This is a genomic window from Pseudomonas sp. B10(2017) (assembly GCF_002113295.1).
GTDB lineage: Bacteria > Pseudomonadota > Gammaproteobacteria > Pseudomonadales > Pseudomonadaceae > Aquipseudomonas > Aquipseudomonas pudica.
Genome location: NZ_NEJU01000001.1, coordinates 38,451 through 58,201 on the forward strand (window position 1 = coordinate 38,451; position 19,751 = coordinate 58,201).

Below are 19,751 nucleotides of genomic sequence, written 5' to 3' on the forward strand. Positions count from 1 at the left end.
AACGGCCTTGTGTCGCGATGGGCCGCAAGGCGGCCCCCAGGGGCTTCAGCGTCAACGCAGCAATCGTCGGGGCTGCTTTGCAGCCCATCGCGACACAAGGCCGCTCCTACAGGGGGGGCCTGCGTAACGCAGGAATATCGGGCTCAATTGTCCCAGGTCTCGGGGCACCCCTTGCACCCCTCCATGTTGGCCTCCTGAAAATTCCCGTAATGCTGGCGCGCCCCGCGCAAGTCGGCGCGGGCCAGGTTGCTCTGGCCAAACTTGGCCTCCTGCAGGTTGGCATCGCCAAGGTCGGCCTCTTGCAGGTCAGCCTTGCTCAGCCAGGCCATTTCCAGGTCCGCCGCCCGCAGGTTGGCCTGCTGCATCTTTGCCCCTGACAACCTGGCGAACTGCAGGTACGCAGCGCTGAGGTCGGCCTTGGCAAATTGCGCGCCCTGGGCAAACAGGCCCCAACCCTGAACGGCCACGAGCCGGCCATGGCTCAGGTTGGCCAGGCGCAGGTTGCTCTGCTGCAGGCTGGCGCGAGTCAGGTTGGCGCCTTGCAGGCTGGCCCTTTCCAGGTTGGCCAGGTCCAGCCGGGCATGGCGCAGGTCGGCATCGCGCAGGTCGGCGCCGGCCAGGTTCATCTTGCGCAGGTCCTGGTTGGCCAGGTTGGCGCCCCGCAGGTCGGCTCCCGGGCACTGGCTGGCTTCGGCAATCACGCAGCCGTTGATGGTCAGGGGGGGATCGTTGCCAACGTCGTCGGCATTCTCGGCCATGGCAGGGGCCAGCACGATCAGCAAGGCAAGTGGCAGGTAGTTCATGGCGAAAGGCTCTCAATGTGAAGTCGGGTATGCACCCTGGGGCCGCTTTGCGGCCCATCGCAGCCCCAGTGATGCGTCAACTCATGCAGTCAACGCTGTGCAGTCTTGTTGTCCCAGCTGGGGATCTTGAACACCCAGAACGAACCACCCTGGGCCACCGGCTTGGTCAGTTCGGCCATATCGCCACCCCATAGCGGCACCGCGCCGCCGTAGCCCACGGTCACGCCGATGTACTGCTCGCCGTCCTGTTCCCAGGTGATGGGCGGCGAGACGATGCCGCTGCCGGTCTGGAACTTCCACAGCTCCTTGCCCGTCTTGGCGTCGAAGGCCTTGAAGAAGCCGTCGCCGGTGCCGGTGAACACCAGGTTGCCCTTGGTCGCCAGCACGCCAGCCCACAGCGGCAGGTGCTCCTTGTGCTCCCAGACCAGCTTGCCGGTGGTCGGGTCCATGGCGCGCAGGGTGCCGACGTGGTCGTCGTACATGCGCTTGATGCGGAAACCCATGCCCAGGTAGGCCGAGCCCTTCTTGTAGTTCACTTCCTCGGTCCAGTACTCCTCCTTCCACTGGTTGCCGGGGATGTAGAACAGGCCGGTGTCCTGGCTGTAGGCCATGGGGTTCCAGTTCTTGCCGCCAAGGAAGGGTGGCGAGACCTCCACCGGCTTGCCCTTGGTTTCGCCCGGCAGCGGCTTGGCCGGGCGCTGCCCTGGGTTTTCCACCGGGCGCCCGGTCTTGAGGTCGATGTGGCTGGCCCAGGTGATGTTGTCCACGAAGGGGAAGGCGTTCTGCAGTTTGCCGTTGTTGCGGTCCACCACATAGAAGAAACCGTTGCGGTCGGCGTGGCCAGTGGCCTTGACCAGCTTGCCGTCCTTGCCTTTGTAATCGAACAGCACCAGTTCGTTGTTGCCGGAGAAATCCCAGGCATCGTTGGGTGTGTGCTGGTAGAACCACTTCACCTCACCGGTACTGGGGTCGACGCCGACCTGCCCTGAGGTATACAGGCTGTCGAAGTCTTGCGGGTTGCCATCCTTCGAGGTGCGCGCCCAGGTATTCCAGGGGCCGGGGTTGCCAGCACCGACAATGATGGTGTTGGTCTCGGGGTCGAAGCTGGCGCTTTGCCAAGGCGCGCCACCGCCGTGGCTCCAGGCTTCGACCTTGCCGGTTTCGGTGGTGGGGTCGTCCGGCCAGGACGGTGCCTTGACGTCACCGGTCGGCGTGCTGTCCTTGCCGTTCAGGCGGCCCATGTGGCCCTCGACGAAGGGCCGCATCCACACCTCTTCGCCGGTGTCCGGATCGCGGGCGAACAGTTGGCCGACCACGCCGAATTCATCGCCGGAGCTGCCGTGGATCAGCAGTACCTTGCCGCTGGTCTTGTCCTTGATCAGCACCGGGGCGCCGGTCATGGTGTAGCCGGCGGCGTGGTCGCCGAACTTCTTGTTCCACACCACTTTGCCGGTGCGCTTGTCGAGGGCGATGACCCGCGCGTCGAGGGTGCCGAAGTAGATCTTGTCGCCATAGATCGCCGCGCCGCGGTTGACCACATCGCAGCAGGGGCGAATGTTGTCCGGCAGGCGGTGGTTGTAGGTCCACAGGCGCTTGCCGGTCTTGGCATCGAGGGCGAACACCCGCGAATAGGAGCCGGTGACGTAGACCACGCCGTCACTGACGATGGCCTGGGATTCCTGGCCGCGCTGCTTCTCGTCGCCGAAGGAATAGGACCAGGCCGGGGTCAGCTTGAACACGTTCTGGTCATTGACCTGGGCCAGCGGGCTCCAGCGCTGGGCGTTGGTGCCCATGCCGTACTGCAGCACGTCCTGGGTGGTCAGGTGGTCGTTGGCGATGTCTTCCCAGGTCACGTTCTTGCCGGCAGGTGCGGCTGGGGCGGTGGCGGCTATGGCCGCGTTGCTCAGGGCCAGGCTACCGGCCAGCAGCAAGGCCCGCACGCTCAGGGCCAGAGGGGAAAGGGCGGGTAGCGTTCTTGTTGTCATGGTTGCAGTTCCCAGTGGAGGTTTTGGCCTGCACAGGGTGGGACGGCACGGGCGTCGCCGGATACGGAAAATGTCCCGCCCTTGCCGGGAATAGTTCCCGCAGGGCACCTCATTTGGCCCTTCGCCACAAGCCCTACTACCAAGGGAGTAAGGCGCGGCCACCAAAGCAGCATTCGGCCGCTTGCGGGCTGTTTCTAAGATGGCGACACGGCCTCTGTGGTTGAGGCCTTGCGTGCAATCGTGAGGGCATAAAAATGACAACAAAACGCAACGTCTTGCTGGCTGCCGGGCTGCTTGCCAGTGCAGTGCTGACCGGCACGGCCTGGGCACATGGCAATGTGGTGCCGCAGGCCGTGGAAACCCAAGGCCTGACCCCGATCAAGGACGCTGGCGTGACCCTGGACGGCGATGGCTGGGCGGCGGTCAACCCGTACCGCAGCTCTCCCGAGCACGACAAGGCCGTGGAAATCGGTGCCTCGGCCTACAACCAGAACTGCGCCGCCTGCCATGGCCTGGAGGCCAAGTCCGGGGGCATCGCCCCGGATTTGCGCATGCTCGATGCCGGCGAGGCCGGGGATGAATGGTTCGTCGAGCGTGTACGCCATGGTGCGGTCCGCGACGGCCGGGTGTACATGCCGAAAATGGCCGACTACCTGAGCCAGGAGGCCCTGTGGGCGGTGCGCACCTACCTGGACAGCGTGCACGTCGAGGAGTGACGGCCATGCGCCTGTTGGCGGTGCTGTTGAGCGGCCTGCTGCTATGTTGCGCAGCGGCGCAGGCGCAGGTGCGCAGCTACGACGCGATCATCGCCGCCGGCGAACTGAAGGTGGCGGTGTACAAGGACTTTGCGCCCTACAGCTTCGAGGACCACGGCCAGCCGCGCGGTGTCGACGTTGAGCTGGCACAGGCCCTGGCAACGGCGTTGGGAGTGCGCTTGCAACTGATCTGGGCGCCACCCGGGGAAAAGCTCGACGACGATCTGCGCGACTACATCTGGCGCGGCAGCCCGTTGCGCCACCAGCAGCTGGCCGACCTGATGATGCGGGTGCCGTACGACCACGCCTACGCGCAGCGGCGCAACGAGGTGGGCGAGCTGGAAAACGCCCAGGTGGTGATGTTCGGCCCCTATCAGGAGGAGCGCTGGCAGGTCGCCTACGATCGCCGCCGCCTGGCCTCGGTGGCCAGTGTCGCGGTGTTCCGGCAGCACCCGATCGGGGTCGAGGTGGACAGCGTGCCGTCGTTCTACCTGACTTCCGTGTTCAACGGCATGCTCAGCGCCAGGACCCATCATTACCCCAATGTGCAGCAGGCCTTCGGTGCCATGCAGGCCGGCCAGGTAGACGCGGTGATGGCGATGCGCGGCGAGGTTGACTGGCAACTGCACCAGGCCGCCGACCCGCAACTGGCACTGGCGGAAAACGCCTACCCGAACCTTGGCAAGCAGGCCTGGGAGATCGGCATGGCGGTGCATGAAAGCAACCGGCAGCTGGCGTATGCGGTGGAGGAGGCGCTTGAGGCGTTGATTCGTGATGGGCGGATGAAGGCGATTTATGCCCATTACGGCCTGCGCTATCAAGTCCCGGAAATGTATCAGTAGCGCATGCGTATCCCTGTGGGAGCGGGCATGCCCGCGAAGCAGGCTCCGCGGAGGATGGCACGGGCTTCGCCCGTGTTCGCGGGCACGCCCGCTCCCACAGGGGCGGCGCTGGCTCAATGGACAACTGTTTCATCAAGGAGTGGGCGATGAACTGGCGAGCAACTTTCCTGCTGGCCTGCTGGATGCCCTGGGCCGCACAGGCCCTGGCCAGCGAGCCGAGTAACCAAAAGGACCCGGTGCCGTCGGTGATGTGGGACTTCTACCACAAGCAGTTGCTGGGCCAGGCCGCGTTCGTGTTCGATGACCGGGTCAGGCTGCTGGCGCCGCCGTTTGCCGAAGACGCCCGCCAGGTGCCGCTGGAGATCGACGCCCGGGCGTTCAGCGGCGAGGTGGTGCGGATTCTCGCCTGGGCCGAACTCAACCCGCTGCCGCGCATTGTCGACTTCCGGCCCGGCGAGCGCGTACTGCCCTGGTTGTCGATCCGTATCCGCATCGAGCAGGCCACACCGCTGCGTGCTGCGGTGCTGACGCGTGACGGCCTGTGGCATGTCGGCTCGGCCTTGATCGACGCCGCTGGCGGCGGTTGTACCGCGCCCAGCGTGGTACGCACCCAGCCCGGTTGGGAGGAGCACCTCGGTGAAGTCCTGGGCGGGCGCTACCCGCGCGGCGACAGCAGCCGCTTGCGCCTGCAGGTGGCCCACCCGATGGACAACGGCCTAGTCAGCGGCATTCCCGAATTTTTCCTCAACCATGCCGAGCTGCAAGGCGCGGACGGCCAGCGCCTGGCCAGCCTGGAACTGTACCCGGCGGTTAGCGAAAACCCCAACCTGGGCTTCGACATCCAGGGCCCCGGGCCGACCCGGTTGGTGTTGCAGGACAACAGCGGCAACCAGTTCGAGGCGGCAGTGCCCTGAACGCGTTGCCCGACTCCATCCCTGACCAGAGGCGCACGTCATGCGTTGCATTCTGCTGTTGCTGCTGTGCCTGGGCCTGCCGGCCTGGGCAGACCTGGACTATCGCCTGAAGCCCCGGCAGATCGCCGAGGGCACCTGGCTGCTGGAGGGCAGCACCGACAATTTTGCCAAGGACAACGGCGGCAATATCGTCAACACCGCGTTCATCGTCACCGACAGCGGGGTGGTGGTGATCGACAGCGGGCCGTCGAAACGCTACGGCGATGCCTTGCGCCAGGCCATTGCCGCCACCACCGACAAGCCGGTGGTCGAAGTGCTGCTGACCCATCATCACCCCGATCATGTGCTGGGCAACCAGGCCTTTGCCGACGTGCCCATCGGCGCCCTGGCCGGTACCGGCGAGCTGTTGCGCCAGCAGGGCGAGGCCATGGCCGAGAACATGTACCGCCTGGTCGGCGACTGGATGCGCGGTACCGAGGTGGTGCTGCCGACCCGGGTGCTGGAGCCGGGTATTCACGAGGTGGGTGGGCACCGCCTGCGGCTGCTGGCGCTGGGCGGGCATACCGGTGCCGACCTGGCGATTCTGGATGAAAGCACCGGTGTGCTGTTCGCCGGCGACCTGGTGTTTCACGAGCGCGCGCTGACCACGCCCAACACCCCGGGGCTGGAGGTGTGGCTGAAGGACCTGGACACCTTGCAAGCGCTGCCCTGGAAGCAGCTGGTACCTGGTCACGGGCCGCTGGCCAGCGATGCCCGGCCGTTTGCGCAGATGCGCGATTACCTGGGCTGGCTGGATGGGTTGATGCGTGACGGCGCGGCGCGCGGCGATGACATGGCCGAGATGATCCGCAGCCCGATACCCGAGCGGTTTGCTGGTATCAGCCTGACTCGATACGAGCTGATTCGCAGTGTCAGCCACCTGTACCCCCGCTACGAACGCCAGCAGCTGCGGCGCGTGGACGCCAAGCCCCCAATCTGAGGGTGTAACGCGGTTCCCTGTGGGAGCGGCCTTGTGTCGCGAAAGGGGCGCGAAGCGGCCCCAGAATTTGTGCCGATGGCTGAAATCGCCGGGGCTGCCTTGCAGCCCTTTCGCGACACAAGGCCGCTCCCACAGGGGGGGCCGCGCAGGTTCACTGATACCAAGGAACTAGAAAACTCAGCACTGCGGGCAATTGTTGGCAAGCAGGTCGGGACCAAGAATTCCCGACACACCGGGAAGTTTTCCCGGATACAACAAAAAAACCAAAGGTAGCCGTCATGACCCGATCCACACGTCGTCCCGTGTTCGCCTTGAGCCTGGTGCTCAGCGCCATGCTGCTTGCCGGTGCAGCCCACGCCGCTGTCAGCAATGAAGAAATTCTCCAGGACCCGAAGAACCCGCAGCAGATCGTGACCAATGGCCTGGGCGTGCAGGGCCAGCGCTACAGCCCGCTGAACCTGCTCAATACCGACAACGTCAAGGACCTGCGGCCGGTCTGGGCGTTTTCCTTCGGCGGTGAGAAGCAGCGCGGCCAGCAGGCCCAGCCGCTGGTCAAGGACGGGGTGATGTACCTGACCGGCTCCTACTCGCGGGTGTTCGCCGTGGACGCCCGTACCGGCAAGAAGCTGTGGCAATACGATGCGCGCCTGCCCGATGACATTCGCCCGTGCTGCGACGTGATCAACCGTGGCGTTGCGCTGTACGGCAACCTGGTGTTCTTCGGCACCCTCGATGCCAAGCTGGTGGCATTGAACAAGGACACTGGCAAGGTGGTATGGAGCAAGAAGGTGGCCGACCACAAGGAGGGCTACTCCATCAGCGCCGCGCCGATGATCGTAAACGGCAAGCTGATCACCGGCGTTGCCGGCGGCGAGTTTGGCGTGGTGGGCAAGATCCAGGCCTACAACCCGGAAAACGGCGAGCTGCTGTGGATGCGCCCGACCGTGGAAGGGCACATGGGCTACGTGTACAAGGACGGCAAGGCGATCGAAAACGGCATTTCCGGCGGCGAGGCGGGCAAGACCTGGCCCGGCGACCTGTGGAAGACCGGTGGTGCGGCGCCTTGGCTGGGCGGCTACTACGACCCGGAAACCAACCTGATCCTGTTCGGCACCGGCAACCCGGCACCGTGGAACTCGCACCTGCGCCCGGGCGACAACCTGTATTCCTCGTCGCGCCTGGCCCTGAACCCCGACGATGGCACCATCAAGTGGCACTTCCAGAGCACGCCGCATGACGGCTGGGACTTCGACGGCGTCAACGAGCTGATCTCGTTCAACTACAAGGACGGCGGCAAGGAGGTCAAGGCCGCCGCCACCGCTGACCGCAACGGCTTCTTCTACGTGCTGGACCGCACCAACGGCAAGTTCATCCGTGGCTTCCCCTTCGTCGACAAGATCACCTGGGCCACCGGCCTGGACAAGGACGGCCGGCCGATCTACAACGAGGCCAGCCGGCCGGGGGCGCCGGGTAGCGAGGCCAAGGGCAGCTCGGTGTTCGTGGCGCCGGCATTCCTCGGTGCCAAGAACTGGATGCCGATGGCCTACAACCAGGACACCGGGCTGTTCTACGTGCCGTCCAACGAGTGGGGCATGGACATCTGGAACGAAGGCATCGCCTACAAGAAGGGCGCGGCGTTCCTTGGTGCCGGCTTCACCATCAAGCCGCTCAACGAAGACTACATCGGCGTGCTGCGCGCCATCGACCCGGTCAGTGGCAAGGAAGTATGGCGCCACAAGAACTTCGCGCCGCTGTGGGGCGGGGTGCTGACCACCAAGGGCAACCTGGTATTCACTGGCACGCCGGAGGGCTTCCTGCAGGCGTTCAACGCCAAGACCGGCGACAAGGTCTGGGAGTTCCAGACCGGCTCCGGCGTGCTCGGCTCGCCAGTAACCTGGGAAATGGACGGCGAACAATACGTTTCGGTGGTTTCCGGCTGGGGCGGCGCGGTGCCGCTGTGGGGCGGCGAAGTGGCCAAGCGGGTCAAGGACTTCAACCAGGGCGGCATGCTCTGGACCTTCAAGCTGCCCAAGCAGCTGCAAACGGCAAGCGCCAGTCGCTAAGCCGACAACCTGCCGCTTGCTGCAGGAGACCCTGCGGCAAGCGGCCCTACTACCAAATGACGAGAGCCCCGCTGCCAACGATGCATTCGCCCGGCAGGCGGGGCTTTTTACCATCGGCCCATCGCCTGTCGCCGGACAGGCATCGACCCGCAGAGGCTCAGCATGATCTACGCACAACCCGGAACCCCAGGCGCCATCGTGTCCTTCAAGCCACGCTACGGCAACTTCATCAACGGTGAATTCGTGCCGCCGCTGGGCGGCCAGTACTTCACCAACAGCTCGCCGGTCAACGGCCAGCCGATTGCCGAATTCCCGCGCTCCGGCGCCCAGGACGTCGAGCAGGCCCTGGACGCCGCGCATGCTGCTGCCGAGGCCTGGGGCAAGACTTCGGTGCAGGACCGTGCCCTGGTGCTGCTGAAGATTGCCGACCGCATCGAACAGAACCTCGAAGTACTGGCCGTTACCGAAAGCTGGGACAACGGCAAGGCCGTGCGCGAAACCCTCAACGCCGACGTGCCATTGGCGGCGGACCACTTCCGTTACTTCGCCGGCTGCATCCGTGCCCAGGAAGGCGGCGCTGCCGAGATCAACGAAGGCACCGTGGCCTACCATATCCACGAGCCGCTGGGCGTGGTCGGGCAGATCATCCCGTGGAACTTCCCGCTGCTGATGGCCGCCTGGAAACTCGCCCCGGCCCTGGCCGCTGGCAACTGCGTGGTGCTCAAGCCGGCAGAGCAGACGCCACTGTCGATCACCATTTTCGCCGAGCTGATCGCCGACCTGCTTCCGGCTGGCGTGCTGAACATCGTCCAGGGCTTTGGCCGCGAAGCCGGCGAGGCCCTGGCCACCAGCAAGCGCATCGCCAAGATCGCCTTCACCGGTTCCACCCCGGTGGGCTCGCACATCATGAAGTGCGCGGCTGAGAACATCATCCCGTCCACCGTCGAACTGGGCGGCAAGTCGCCGAACATCTTCTTCGAAGACATCATGCAGGCCGAGCCCGCGTTCATCGAAAAGGCAGCCGAAGGCCTGGTGCTGGCGTTCTTCAACCAGGGCGAAGTGTGCACTTGCCCGTCGCGGGCGCTGATCCAGGAGTCGATCTACGAGCCGTTCATGGCCGAGGTGATAAAAAAGATCGCCAGGATTACCCGTGGCAACCCGCTGGACACCGCGACCATGGTCGGTGCCCAGGCCTCGGAGCAGCAATACGACAAGATCCTTTCCTACCTGCAGGTTGCCCGGGAGGAGGGCGCGCAGCTGCTCACCGGTGGCGCTGCCGAGCGGCTCGATGGCGACCTGGCCAGCGGTTACTACATCCAGCCGACCTTGCTCAAGGGCAACAACAAGATGCGTGTGTTCCAGGAGGAGATCTTCGGCCCGGTGGTGGGCGTGACCACCTTCAAGGACGAAGCCGAAGCCCTGGCGATCGCCAACGACAGCGAGTTTGGCCTGGGCGCGGGGCTGTGGACCCGTGACATCAACCGTGCCTATCGCATGGGGCGTGGGATCAAGGCCGGGCGCGTGTGGACCAACTGCTACCATCTGTACCCGGCGCATGCCGCGTTCGGTGGCTACAAGAAGTCCGGTGTGGGCCGCGAGACGCACAAGATGATGCTCGATCACTACCAGCAGACCAAGAACCTGCTGGTGAGCTACGACATCAACCCGCTGGGCTTCTTCTAAAGCCTGGGAGGGCCTCGGGGGCTGCCTTGCAGCCCATCGCAGGCAAGCCAGCTCCCACAGGTACTGCATGGGCCTTGAACCTTGTGCAGTACCTGTGGGAGCTGGCTTGCCGGCGATAAGGCCAGCACAGCAACACATCAATCCTCGGCTTTTCCCTGCCTTCCTACCAACGCACCCCGCAAACCTGTCCCAAAGTAGCATTCGGCCCCGTCGCCCCTCGTGCATTAATGCCTCTACCGGAATCGCCCGGCACCAAGAAGAGGAATGCCCCATGTGGACTAAACCCGCCTTTACCGACCTGCGCATCGGCTTCGAAGTGACGATGTACTTCGCCAATCGTTGATGCCTGTCCGGCCATCATCGCGATGGCCGGGTCTTCATTGCGCAAGCCCGTTGTGAACCTGATCGATCGCGAACAAGCCCTGGCCTTGCGCAAGGGCTTTCGCCTGCGCTGGGAGTCGCGCCAGGCGTGCCATGTGCTGCTGTACCCCGAGGGCATCATCGAGCTCAACGCCAGTGCCGGTTGGGTGCTCGAGTTGCTGGACGGCCAGCGCAGCGTGGCGGCTGTCATCGACCGCCTGGCACAGCGTTTCCCCGGTGTGCCGGGGCTCGACGAGGACATCCTGGCGTTCCTGGAGGTGGCCCGTGCCAAGTACTGGATCGAATGAGCCGTGGTCACGCTTTGGTCTGGTTGCTTTCGCTACGGGATGCTTTACGCTGGCGGTTACCTTCCAGAACAATAAGAACAGGCTTCCCGATGAGCCAGAGTTTCAGCCCGCTTCGCAAGTTCGTTTCGCCCGAGATCATCTTTGGTGCCGGCTGCCGGCACAATGTCGCCAATTACGCCAAGACCTTCGGTGCGCGCAAGGTGCTGGTGGTCAGCGACCCCGGTGTGATCGCCGCCGGTTGGGTAGGGGACGTGGAGGCCAGCCTGCAGGCCCAGGGTATCGACTACTGTCTGTACAGCGCCGTATCGCCCAACCCGCGGGTCGAAGAGGTGATGCTCGGTGCCGAGATCTACCGGCAGAACCACTGTGATGTGATTGTCGCAGTAGGCGGCGGCAGCCCGATGGATTGCGGCAAGGCCATCGGCATCGTGGTCGCCCACGGGCGCAGCATCCTCGAATTCGAAGGCGTGGACATGATCCGCGTGCCCAGCCCGCCGCTGATCCTGATCCCGACCACGGCCGGCACCTCGGCGGACGTGTCGCAGTTCGTGATCATTTCCAACCAGCAGGAGCGCATGAAGTTCTCCATCGTCAGCAAGGCGGTGGTGCCGGACGTGTCGCTGATCGACCCGCAAACCACCCTGAGCATGGACCCGTTCCTGTCGGCCTGCACCGGTATCGATGCGCTGGTGCATGCCATCGAAGCCTTCGTTTCCACCGGCCACGGCCCGCTGACCGACCCCCATGCGCTGGAGGCCATGCGCCTGATCAACGGCAACCTGGTGGAAATGATCGCCAACCCCACCGATATCGCCCTGCGCGAGAAGATCATGCTGGGCAGCATGCAGGCGGGGCTGGCGTTTTCCAATGCGATCCTGGGGGCGGTCCACGCCATGTCGCACAGCCTGGGCGGGTTTCTCGACCTGCCGCATGGTTTGTGCAATGCGGTGCTGGTGGAGCACGTGGTGGCGTTCAACTACAGCTCGGCACCGGAGCGTTTCAAGGTGATTGCCGAAGTGCTGGGTATCGACTGCCGTGGCCTCAACCACAAGCAGATCTGCGCGCGCCTGGTGGAGCACCTGATCGCCCTGAAGCATGCCATCGGCTTCCACGAAACCCTGGGCCTGCACGGGGTACGCACGGCCGATATCCCGTTCCTGTCGCAACATGCGATGGATGACCCGTGCATCCTCACCAACCCGCGTGCGTCGAGCCAGCGTGATGTCGAGGTGGTCTATGGCGAGGCCCTCTGATGAGCAGCAACGGGCGCTGGCCGGGTTGCTGGGGCTGGGCGACCACTCGGCACGCAAGAGCCATTACCCGGAGCTGGCGGCACGCCTGGACGAACTTGAGGCCGAACGCAACCGCTACAAATGGCTGTTCGAAAACGCCGTGCACGGGATTTTCCAGGCCAGCCTGCAAGACGGCATGCGTGCCGCCAACCCGGCGTTGGCACGCATGCTCGGTTACGACAACCCGCAAGCGTTGCTGTTTCCGCTGACGGACCTTGCCGCCAACCTGTTTGTCGGCGGGGCCGAGGAGCTGCACGCCATCACCGCGACCCTCGCCCGTGAACGCAGCCTGCACGGCTATGAAACCCGCTTGCGGCGCAAGGATGGCAGCCACCTCGATGTGCTGATGAACCTGTTGCTCAAGCCCGGGCAGGAAGGGCTGGTGGAAGGGTTTGTCGCCGACATCACCGAACGCAAGCTGGCCCAGCAGCGCCTGCAGCAACTGAATGACGAACTCGAGCAACGGGTGGCCGCCCGCACCGATGAACTGCTGGAGGCCAACCGCAACCTGCAACAACAGATCGCCGAGCGCAAACAGATCGCCCGCGCCCTGCGCGATGCCCGCGACGCCGCGGAAACCGCCAACCGCAGCAAGGACAAGTACCTCGCTGCCGCCAGCCATGACCTGCTGCAACCGCTGAATGCCGCACGGCTGCTGATCTCGACCTTGCGCGAAAGGCCACTGCCAGAAGCGGAAAAGGTGCTGGTGGAGCGTACCCACCAGGCCCTGGAGGGTGCCGAAGACCTGCTGACCGACCTGCTGGACATTTCCCGGCTCGACCAGGCGGCGGTCAAGCCGGACGTGGCGCTGTACCGCCTCGACGAACTGTTCGGGCCGCTGGTCTCGGAGTTTCGCACGGTGGCCGATGCGGCAGGCCTGAAGCTGCGCGCGCGCATTGGCGACTACGCCATCAGTACCGACCTGCGGCTGATGACGCGTATCCTGCGCAACTTTCTCAGCAACGCCTGCCGTTATACCGACGAAGGCGGGATCCTGCTGGGGGCCCGGCGCCGCGGCGATCACTTGCGCCTGGAGGTGTGGGATACCGGGCGGGGCATCGCGGCGGATCGGCTGCAGGCCATATTTCTCGAGTTCAACCAACTGGACGTAGGCCGCGCCGCCGACCGCAAGGGTGTGGGCCTGGGGCTGGCGATCGTCGAGCGGATCGCCAAGATTCTAGGCTACCGCGTCGGGGTGCGTTCGTGGCCGGGGCGTGGCTCGATGTTCAGCATCGATGTGCCGATCGGCGAAGCCATGCCGCTGCCTATCCATCAGGCCGCGCCGCAGCCTGGCGCAGGCAACCCGTTGCCAGGCCGCCGCCTGCTGGTACTGGACAACGAAGTGAGCATCCTCGAGAGCATGGGCGCTCTGCTCGGGCAGTGGGGCTGCGAAGTGGTTACCGCGACCGACGAGGTTGGCGCCCTGCTGGCATTGCAGGGGCGGGCACCGGAATTGATCCTGGCGGACTTTCACCTGGACCACGGTGTTGTCGGCTGCGAGGTGGTCAGGCACTTCCGTGAGCATTTCGGCGCCGCCATACCCGCGGTGATCATCACCGCCGACCGCAGCGATCAGTGCCGACGCTCCTTGAACAAGCTCGGTGCGCCGTTGCTGAACAAGCCTGTCAAACCGGGGAAGTTACGAGCGGTGTTGAGCCAGTTGCTGGGCTGAAGCCTCAACCCCACGGCCTTGCAGTGCCAGGTGGCTGTTCCCGAAATGGGACTCTGTGTTGCGGATGTCAGCCTGTCACGGCTCTGCCTGGCTGGTTATCTTACCGGGGCGCCATTGTTTGGGCGAAGTCATACCAAACGCATCCAACCCGAGTAAGGAAAACATCATGGCCTTTCAATACAAGCGACTGGACAAGAATAACGCCGCCGTACTGCTGGTGGATCACCAGACGGGTTTGCTCTCTTTGGTAAGGGATATCGAACCCGACCGTTTCAAGAACAATGTGCTGGCCCTGTCGGACCTGGCCAAGTACTTCAAGTTGCCGACCATCCTCACCACCAGCTTCGAGAACGGCCCAAATGGCCCGCTGGTGCCCGAACTCAAGGAGCAGTTCCCTGACGCGCCGTACATCGCGCGCCCGGGCAACATCAATGCCTGGGACAACGAAGACTTCGTCAAGGCGGTCAAGGCCACCGGCAAGAAGCAGTTGATCATCGCCGGTGTGGTGACCGAGGTTTGCGTGGCCTTCCCGGCACTGTCGGCCCTGGAAGAAGGCTTCGATGTGTTCGTGGTCACCGATGCCTCCGGTACCTTCAACGAACTGACCCGTGATTCGGCCTGGCGCCGGATGGAAGCCGCCGGCGCGCAGCTGATGACCTGGTTCGGCGTGGCCTGCGAGCTGCACCGCGACTGGCGCAACGACATCGAAGGACTGGGCACGCTATTCTCCAACCACATCCCGGACTACCGCAACCTGATGACCAGCTTCAGCAAGCTGTCGAAGTAATCCGGCAGGGGAGCCATGCGCGTGCATGGCTCCCCGATCGCTTGTGCCACACGTCAGTATTGTGCCGCCGGTGCCTGCGCCTCGAGCAGGGCGGTACCGAGGGTTTGGTGATAGTGCCCGGGGCCAAGCAGCCGCAGGATACCGGTCCTTTCCAGCTTGCCAAGCACCTTGCCGTTGGCTTCGCACAGTTTCACCACGATCTGGCGTTCATGCAGTTGCTGGATCACTTCCTCCAGGGTCTGCAGCCCGGTGATATCCATGAAGGGCACCCGCTTCAGGCAAATCACCAGCAGTTCAGGGTCGGTATGCGTTTGTGACAGCGCGCGCTCGAAGGTTTCAGCGGCGCCGAAGAACAGCGGGCCCTCGATGGTGTACACCATCACGCCGGGGGGGAGCGATGCCTGGCCGTTGCTGTGCAGTTCATTGGCCAGTTCCTCTTCGACCACCTGCTGGACTTCGACGGACGATGCCATGCGGCGCATGAACTGAAGCATGGCGAGGATGACGCCGATGTTCACGGCGATCACCAGGTCACTGAACACCGTCAATGTGAAGGTGACGAGCAGGATGGCGATGTCGGCTCGCGGTGCGCGTTGCAGCATGCGCTTGAAATGCTTCAGCTCGCTCATGTTGTAGGCGACGACGAACAGAATCGCCGCCAGTGCGCAGAGTGGAATGTTCGACGCCAGTGGCGCCAGGAACAGGATGATCAGTACCAGTGTCAGCGCATGGATGATGCCGGCCAGTGGCCCGGTAGCACCATTGCGGATGTTGGTCGCTGTCCGGGCAATCGCACCTGTGGCGGCAAAGCCCCCGAACAGCGGCACTACCAGGTTGGCGACCCCTTGGCCGATCAGTTCCTGGTTCGAGTCGTGCCTGGTGCCTGCCATGCCGTCGGCGACGACAGCCGAGAGCAACGATTCAATGGCCCCCAGCATGGCGATCGCAAACGCCGGCCCGATCAGTTCGATCACCCGCGCCAGGGAGACCTCGGGCCAGGTGAGTGACGGCAAACCTTGTGGGATCGCGCCGAAGGCGGTGCCGATGGTAGCCACGCCGTCGAAATGGAACAGTGATTGGACCAGCGTCGCGAACACCATGGCGACCAGCGGCCCGGGCAGGCGTTTCAGCACGGGCAACCTTGGCGTCAGGATCAGCAAAGCAAGGCTGCATGTTGCAAGCAGCGTCGTGGCAATGTGGAGGTCTGGCAGGGCTTGCAACAGATGCCACAGTTTTTCGTGGAAGTGCCCGCCTTCGATTTCGGGCAGGCCGAAGAAATCTCGCCATTGCCCCACCCAGATGATGATGCCGATGCCGGCGGTGAAACCGACGATCACCGGGTCGGGAATGAACTTGATGACTGCGCCCAGGCGGGTAATGCCAAGCACCAGCAGTATGGCGCCAGCCATCATCGTGGCCAGTTGAAGGCCGTCCACTCCGTACTTCGCCGTCACTCCAGCGAGGATCACGATGAAGGCCCCGGTCGGTCCGGCGATCTGCAATCGACAGCCGCCCAGCAAGGAAACCAGCAGCCCGCCTATGATTGCGGTGTAGATGCCTTGCTCTGGCTTGACCCCGGAAGCGATGGCGAAGGCCATGGCGAGGGGCAGCGCGACAACCCCGACGATGAGGCCGGAGACAAGGTTGCGCATCCAGTTTTCACGCTTGAACAGGCCGGCTTGCCAGGCTTCGCGTACCGCAATCATTGCAGGCTCCTTGATAAGGTGCATGCACATAGTATTTAGCATGCCCTGCGCAAGGGGAGCCCCAATGGCATGTCTGGTTCGTTGTTCGCGAGATGGGACACAGTGTCCCGGAATCCAACCTGTCGTCAGTTAATCTGCTTATATATCTTACGGTTGCTCGACTCGCGCACTTGAACGGTAATGTGAGTGTGCTCGCGGATGCGCAGAGACGCCTCCAGCTCATGAATCAACCCGGCCCGGAATGCCATGCGCCCATGCGCGGCTTCCTGGCCGTGTCCCGAGGTGCCGGATGGCTCCACTGATTTCCTATTTCAAGATGGCCTTGAACCCTGGCCGTGGGGTGCTGTTCTTCGCGCTGCGTACCATCGTTGCAGGCCTGTTGTGCCTCTACCTGGCGTTCATCTTCGACCTGGAGCAACCGAAGTGGGCGCTGATGACCGTGATCATCATCAGCCTGCCGTTGGCCGGCATGACCCTCAAGCGCAGTTTCGCCCAGGTACTGGGCACCGCAGCGGGGGCCGCCATGGCGGTGGTGATCATGGCCTTGTTCCCCCAGGCGCCAATGCCTTTCATCGTCTGCCTGGCCCTGTGGCTGGCGTTCTGCACGGCGGGCGGCACGCTGCTGCGCTATACCGACTCGCATGCCTTCGTCCTCAGCGGGTTTACCGCCGTGGTGGTCGCGATGCTGGCCGTGCCGGAACCGGACGGCATTCTCCTGCTGGCCATCACCCGGTTGACCGAAACCCTGCTGGCGGTGGCCTGCGTGGCCGTGGTCAGTTTGTTGAGCGCGCGCCCACAGGCAGTGGCGCAGGGCTACTTCAGCAAGGTCGATAGCCTGGTCAAGCTGATCGCCCGGCACGCCGCCGAGGTGGTGCGCAGCGAAGAGGACGAAGCCGCGGTGCACCAGCGGCAGGCGCAATTGATCAGCGAGATCAGTGCGCTGGAAGGCCTGCGCCGCCATCTCTATTTCGATGCTCCGCACCTGCGCAATGCCGATGGGCTGGTGCAGCTGCTGGCCAACCAACTGGTGCTGCTGGTGTCGCGCCTGCTGGTATTGCGCCAACAGCGCGAGTTGATCAAGCAGCACTGGCAAGGGCCGTTGCCAGAAGAAATCCAGCTGTTGCGGCAGGACGAGCTGGACAACCTGGAGGCACTGGCCCGTGATGGCGTGAAGTTGTCGGCGCAGCGCCGCGAAGCGATCCGCCACCTGTACCAGCGCTTCGACGCCGCCGCTGATCGGGTCGAGTTTCTCGACGAGCCCTTGCCCCCGCGCATGCGCTCGCTGGCCTGGGCCCTGCGCTGGGAGCAGGCGCGCCTGCTGCAGCAGCTGAACGAACTGATCGAGCTCAACGAGGCGATCCAGCAGGGCAGGGGCGCCAGTTGCCCCCATGTCCAAGGGCAGGCCAGCGCGCTGCATCTGGACTTCCGCCTGGCCGGCATGAACGCCGTGCGGGCGTTCCTGGCGCTGTTTCTCGCCGGTTGGTTGTGGATCGAAACGGCCTGGGACGGCGCGCGTTCCGGGGTGATCCTGATCGGTGTCATGTGTTCGCTGATGGCGACGCTGCCGCGGCCGTTGCTGGCCAGCCAGAACTACAACCGTGGCCTGCTGGTCGCGCTGCTGTTGTCCGCCGTGTACCAGTTTGCCCTGCTGCCGATGTTCACCGATTTCGAAATGCTTGCCGTGTGCCTGGTGCCGTTGCTGTACCTGGCGGCCGTCGGCCTGGCCAGCCCCATGACCGCGGGCATCGGCATGGGCATCGGGTTGATCAGCCTGTTGATGATCGGGCCGCAGAATGTCGGCGCCTACCACAACAGTGCCATGCAGTGGTTCGAGTTTGCCGGTGGCTATGCGGCGGCTGGCGGGCTGGCGATGGTGGTGTTCGCCCTGGTGTTCCCGTTCAACCCGCAAAAGCGCATGGCCCGGCTGTTCCGCCAGGCCCGCGAGGATGTGCATGAGTACGTGACGGCACCTGCCAGCGTGGCGCGTCAGTTCGATTTCGAGAGCCGCATGCTGGACCGCCTGTCGGCGATGATCGGCCTGTTGCCCGCCGCCACTGATGCGCGCTCCCGGGAGCTGTTCGATTGCAGCCTGGTGTGCCCGGCGCTGGCCATTGCGCTGGGCCAGGCGCATGCCCAGTGCGTCAACCTCACGGTGCTGCCTGAAGGCACGAGGGCGCGTTTGCGCCTAGGGTTGCAGGAGATGGCGGATCTGATCGGAGCACGCCGGCGGGTGGATGTGGACGGGCTGTTGCGCGAGCTGGCCGAGCTTGCCGAAACCCTGGATGCGCTGCACCAGGCACACGCCGAGGCGGGCCGCGAGACGCTGCGGCAGTTGTTCATCCTGCGGGTCGCGCTATCGGTTGCCGGCCAGCTGCTGCAGCGCTATCGACCGGTGCTGGCAGCGCAGACGTTGCCTGAGGAGGAGGGCGCCTATGCCCGTTGATTTCGAGTTTGGCGGGGTCTACCTGCCGCCGATTGCCCAGGCGTTGTTGCTGGGGTTGCCGTTGTTCCTGGTGCTGGACGCCCTGTTGCGGCGCAGTGGCGTGCTGGCGCGTGTGTGGCACCCGGCGCTGTTGCAGGGCGCCTTGTATGCCGCGATCTGCGCGGCGCTGGTGTTGTCGATGGGAGTGAGTGCCTGAAAATGCCTGTGTTGAAACCTGTTCTTGCCAAAGCCGTGACCCTGGCGGTGCTGGCGCTTGCGGTGGTGCTGGGCTGGTTTGCCTGGGACTACTACACCCGTGCGCCCTGGACCCGTGATGCCCGTGTGCGGGCTGATGTGGTGACCCTGTCGGCCGAGGTGGCAGGGCGTATCATCGAGCTGCCGGTGCAGGACAACCAGTTCGTCAGGCAAGGCGACCTGCTGCTGCAGATCGACCCGTCGCGCTACGAGCTGGCCGTGCTGCATGCTGTGCGAGCCGTCGAAGTCGCGCGTGCGGCGCTGGGGCAATCGCAGGCCGCCATCGTCGCCAACGAGGCGCAGCTCAAGCAGCGGCGCAGCGAAGAGCAACGCCGACGCAAGCTGCAATCGATGTCGGCAATCTCTGCCGAAGAATGGGAAAAGGCCGGCACCGACGTGGCCGTGGCCCAGGCCGACCTGCTGCGCGAACAGTCCAACCTCGGCCTGGCACAGGCCAACGTGCAACTCGCCGAGGCCACGCTGCAGCAGGCCCGGCTCGACCTCGAACGCACCCGGGTCAGCGCCCCGGTCAGCGGTTACGTGACCAACCTGCTGACCCGCCAGGGCGACTATGCCCAGCCGGGCATGCCGCTGCTGGCGCTGGTCGACAGTTCGTCGTTCCACGTCAGTGGCTATTTCGAGGAAACCAAGTTGCCGAAAATCAAGGTGGGCAGCCGTGCGCGCATCGCCCTGATGAGTGGCGAGGTGCTGGAGGGCACGGTAGAGAGCATCGCCTATGCCATCACCGACCGCGAGAACCAGCCGGGCAACCGCCTGCTGGCCAACGTCAACCCAAGCTACACCTGGGTCAAGCTTGCCCAGCGGATCCCGGTACGGCTGCGCCTGGAGCGCAGTGCCGATGCGCCACCTTTGCGTGCGGGGACCACTGCCACCGTGACCATTCTCGAATAGCTGGGGGTGGGCG

At 64.5% G+C, this 19,751-nt stretch carries 17 protein-coding genes; 14 read left to right on the forward strand and 3 right to left on the reverse strand.

Annotated features, from left to right (window positions below; genetic code table 11):
* Nucleotides 1–143 precede the first annotated feature (143 nt).
* Nucleotides 144–803, reverse strand: coding sequence for a pentapeptide repeat-containing protein (locus CAF92_RS00200; protein ID WP_046613886.1), 660 nt, complete (start codon nucleotides 801–803; stop codon nucleotides 144–146).
* A gap of 89 nt (nucleotides 804–892) precedes the next feature.
* Complete coding sequence (exaA, locus tag CAF92_RS00205) at nucleotides 893–2,788, reverse strand: quinoprotein ethanol dehydrogenase (RefSeq protein ID WP_085598338.1); 1,896 nt, start codon at nucleotides 2,786–2,788, stop codon at nucleotides 893–895.
* Between the two features lie 254 nt (nucleotides 2,789–3,042).
* Here exaA and pedF point away from each other — a divergent pair, with 254 nt between their 5' ends.
* From pedF to ycaC, 11 genes are all read left to right on the forward strand, one after another.
* Nucleotides 3,043–3,504: a cytochrome c-550 PedF gene (pedF, locus tag CAF92_RS00210; protein WP_046613884.1), complete on the forward strand. Its 462-nt coding sequence runs from the start codon at nucleotides 3,043–3,045 to the stop codon at nucleotides 3,502–3,504.
* A gap of 5 nt (nucleotides 3,505–3,509) precedes the next feature.
* Nucleotides 3,510–4,385, forward strand: a complete 876-nt coding sequence (locus CAF92_RS00215; RefSeq protein WP_085598339.1) for an ABC transporter substrate-binding protein — start codon at nucleotides 3,510–3,512, stop codon at nucleotides 4,383–4,385.
* 146 nt (nucleotides 4,386–4,531) lie between these two features.
* Nucleotides 4,532–5,299 (forward strand): quinoprotein dehydrogenase-associated SoxYZ-like carrier, encoded by a 768-nt coding sequence (locus CAF92_RS00225; protein WP_085598343.1) that lies wholly within the window; start codon nucleotides 4,532–4,534, stop codon nucleotides 5,297–5,299.
* A 40-nt stretch (nucleotides 5,300–5,339) separates the two neighbouring features.
* Nucleotides 5,340–6,278 carry a quinoprotein relay system zinc metallohydrolase 1 gene (locus tag CAF92_RS00230; protein WP_085598345.1) on the forward strand — a complete coding sequence of 313 codons (939 nt, stop codon included), beginning with the start codon at nucleotides 5,340–5,342 and terminating at the stop codon, nucleotides 6,276–6,278.
* A 278-nt stretch (nucleotides 6,279–6,556) separates the two neighbouring features.
* Nucleotides 6,557–8,341 (forward strand): PQQ-dependent alcohol dehydrogenase PedH, encoded by a 1,785-nt coding sequence (gene pedH / locus CAF92_RS00235; protein ID WP_046613880.1) that lies wholly within the window; start codon nucleotides 6,557–6,559, stop codon nucleotides 8,339–8,341.
* A 162-nt stretch (nucleotides 8,342–8,503) separates the two neighbouring features.
* Nucleotides 8,504–10,024, forward strand: a complete 1,521-nt coding sequence (locus CAF92_RS00240) for an aldehyde dehydrogenase family protein (RefSeq protein ID WP_085598347.1) — start codon at nucleotides 8,504–8,506, stop codon at nucleotides 10,022–10,024.
* A 271-nt stretch (nucleotides 10,025–10,295) separates the two neighbouring features.
* Nucleotides 10,296–10,367 (forward strand): pyrroloquinoline quinone precursor peptide PqqA, encoded by a 72-nt coding sequence (gene pqqA, locus CAF92_RS00245; RefSeq protein WP_003253598.1) that lies wholly within the window; start codon nucleotides 10,296–10,298, stop codon nucleotides 10,365–10,367.
* 52 nt (nucleotides 10,368–10,419) lie between these two features.
* Nucleotides 10,420–10,692: a pyrroloquinoline quinone biosynthesis peptide chaperone PqqD gene (gene pqqD / locus CAF92_RS00250; protein WP_046613878.1), complete on the forward strand. Its 273-nt coding sequence runs from the start codon at nucleotides 10,420–10,422 to the stop codon at nucleotides 10,690–10,692.
* Nucleotides 10,693–10,781: 89 nt separating this feature from the next.
* Nucleotides 10,782–11,945, forward strand: a complete 1,164-nt coding sequence (gene ercA / locus CAF92_RS00255; protein ID WP_085598349.1) for an alcohol dehydrogenase-like regulatory protein ErcA — start codon at nucleotides 10,782–10,784, stop codon at nucleotides 11,943–11,945.
* The gene (locus tag CAF92_RS00260) at nucleotides 11,929–13,656 is read left to right on the forward strand and encodes a NahK/ErcS family hybrid sensor histidine kinase/response regulator (RefSeq protein WP_085598351.1); all 1,728 of its coding nucleotides are present in this window, start codon (nucleotides 11,929–11,931) and stop codon (nucleotides 13,654–13,656) included. Before ercA ends, CAF92_RS00260 begins: the two co-directional genes overlap by 17 nt.
* A gap of 166 nt (nucleotides 13,657–13,822) precedes the next feature.
* On the forward strand, nucleotides 13,823–14,443 hold the full coding sequence (ycaC, locus tag CAF92_RS00265) for an isochorismate family cysteine hydrolase YcaC (protein WP_046613875.1): 621 nt from the start codon (nucleotides 13,823–13,825) through the stop codon (nucleotides 14,441–14,443).
* A gap of 53 nt (nucleotides 14,444–14,496) precedes the next feature.
* Here ycaC and CAF92_RS00270 read toward each other — a convergent pair whose 3' ends face one another.
* Nucleotides 14,497–16,149 carry a SulP family inorganic anion transporter gene (locus CAF92_RS00270; RefSeq protein ID WP_085598353.1) on the reverse strand — a complete coding sequence of 551 codons (1,653 nt, stop codon included), beginning with the start codon at nucleotides 16,147–16,149 and terminating at the stop codon, nucleotides 14,497–14,499.
* Nucleotides 16,150–16,438: 289 nt separating this feature from the next.
* Here CAF92_RS00270 and CAF92_RS00275 point away from each other — a divergent pair, with 289 nt between their 5' ends.
* From CAF92_RS00275 to CAF92_RS00285, 3 genes are read left to right on the forward strand one after another with little or no spacing between them, the layout of a single operon-like run.
* Nucleotides 16,439–18,592 (forward strand): FUSC family protein, encoded by a 2,154-nt coding sequence (locus CAF92_RS00275; protein WP_085598355.1) that lies wholly within the window; start codon nucleotides 16,439–16,441, stop codon nucleotides 18,590–18,592.
* A complete protein-coding gene (locus tag CAF92_RS00280; RefSeq protein WP_046613872.1) occupies nucleotides 18,582–18,788 on the forward strand; it encodes a DUF1656 domain-containing protein in 207 nt (68 codons plus the stop codon). Before CAF92_RS00275 ends, CAF92_RS00280 begins: the two co-directional genes overlap by 11 nt.
* Before the next feature lie 11 nt (nucleotides 18,789–18,799).
* Nucleotides 18,800–19,738, forward strand: coding sequence for an HlyD family secretion protein (locus CAF92_RS00285; protein ID WP_085599001.1), 939 nt, complete (start codon nucleotides 18,800–18,802; stop codon nucleotides 19,736–19,738).
* Nucleotides 19,739–19,751: the final 13 nt, after the last annotated feature.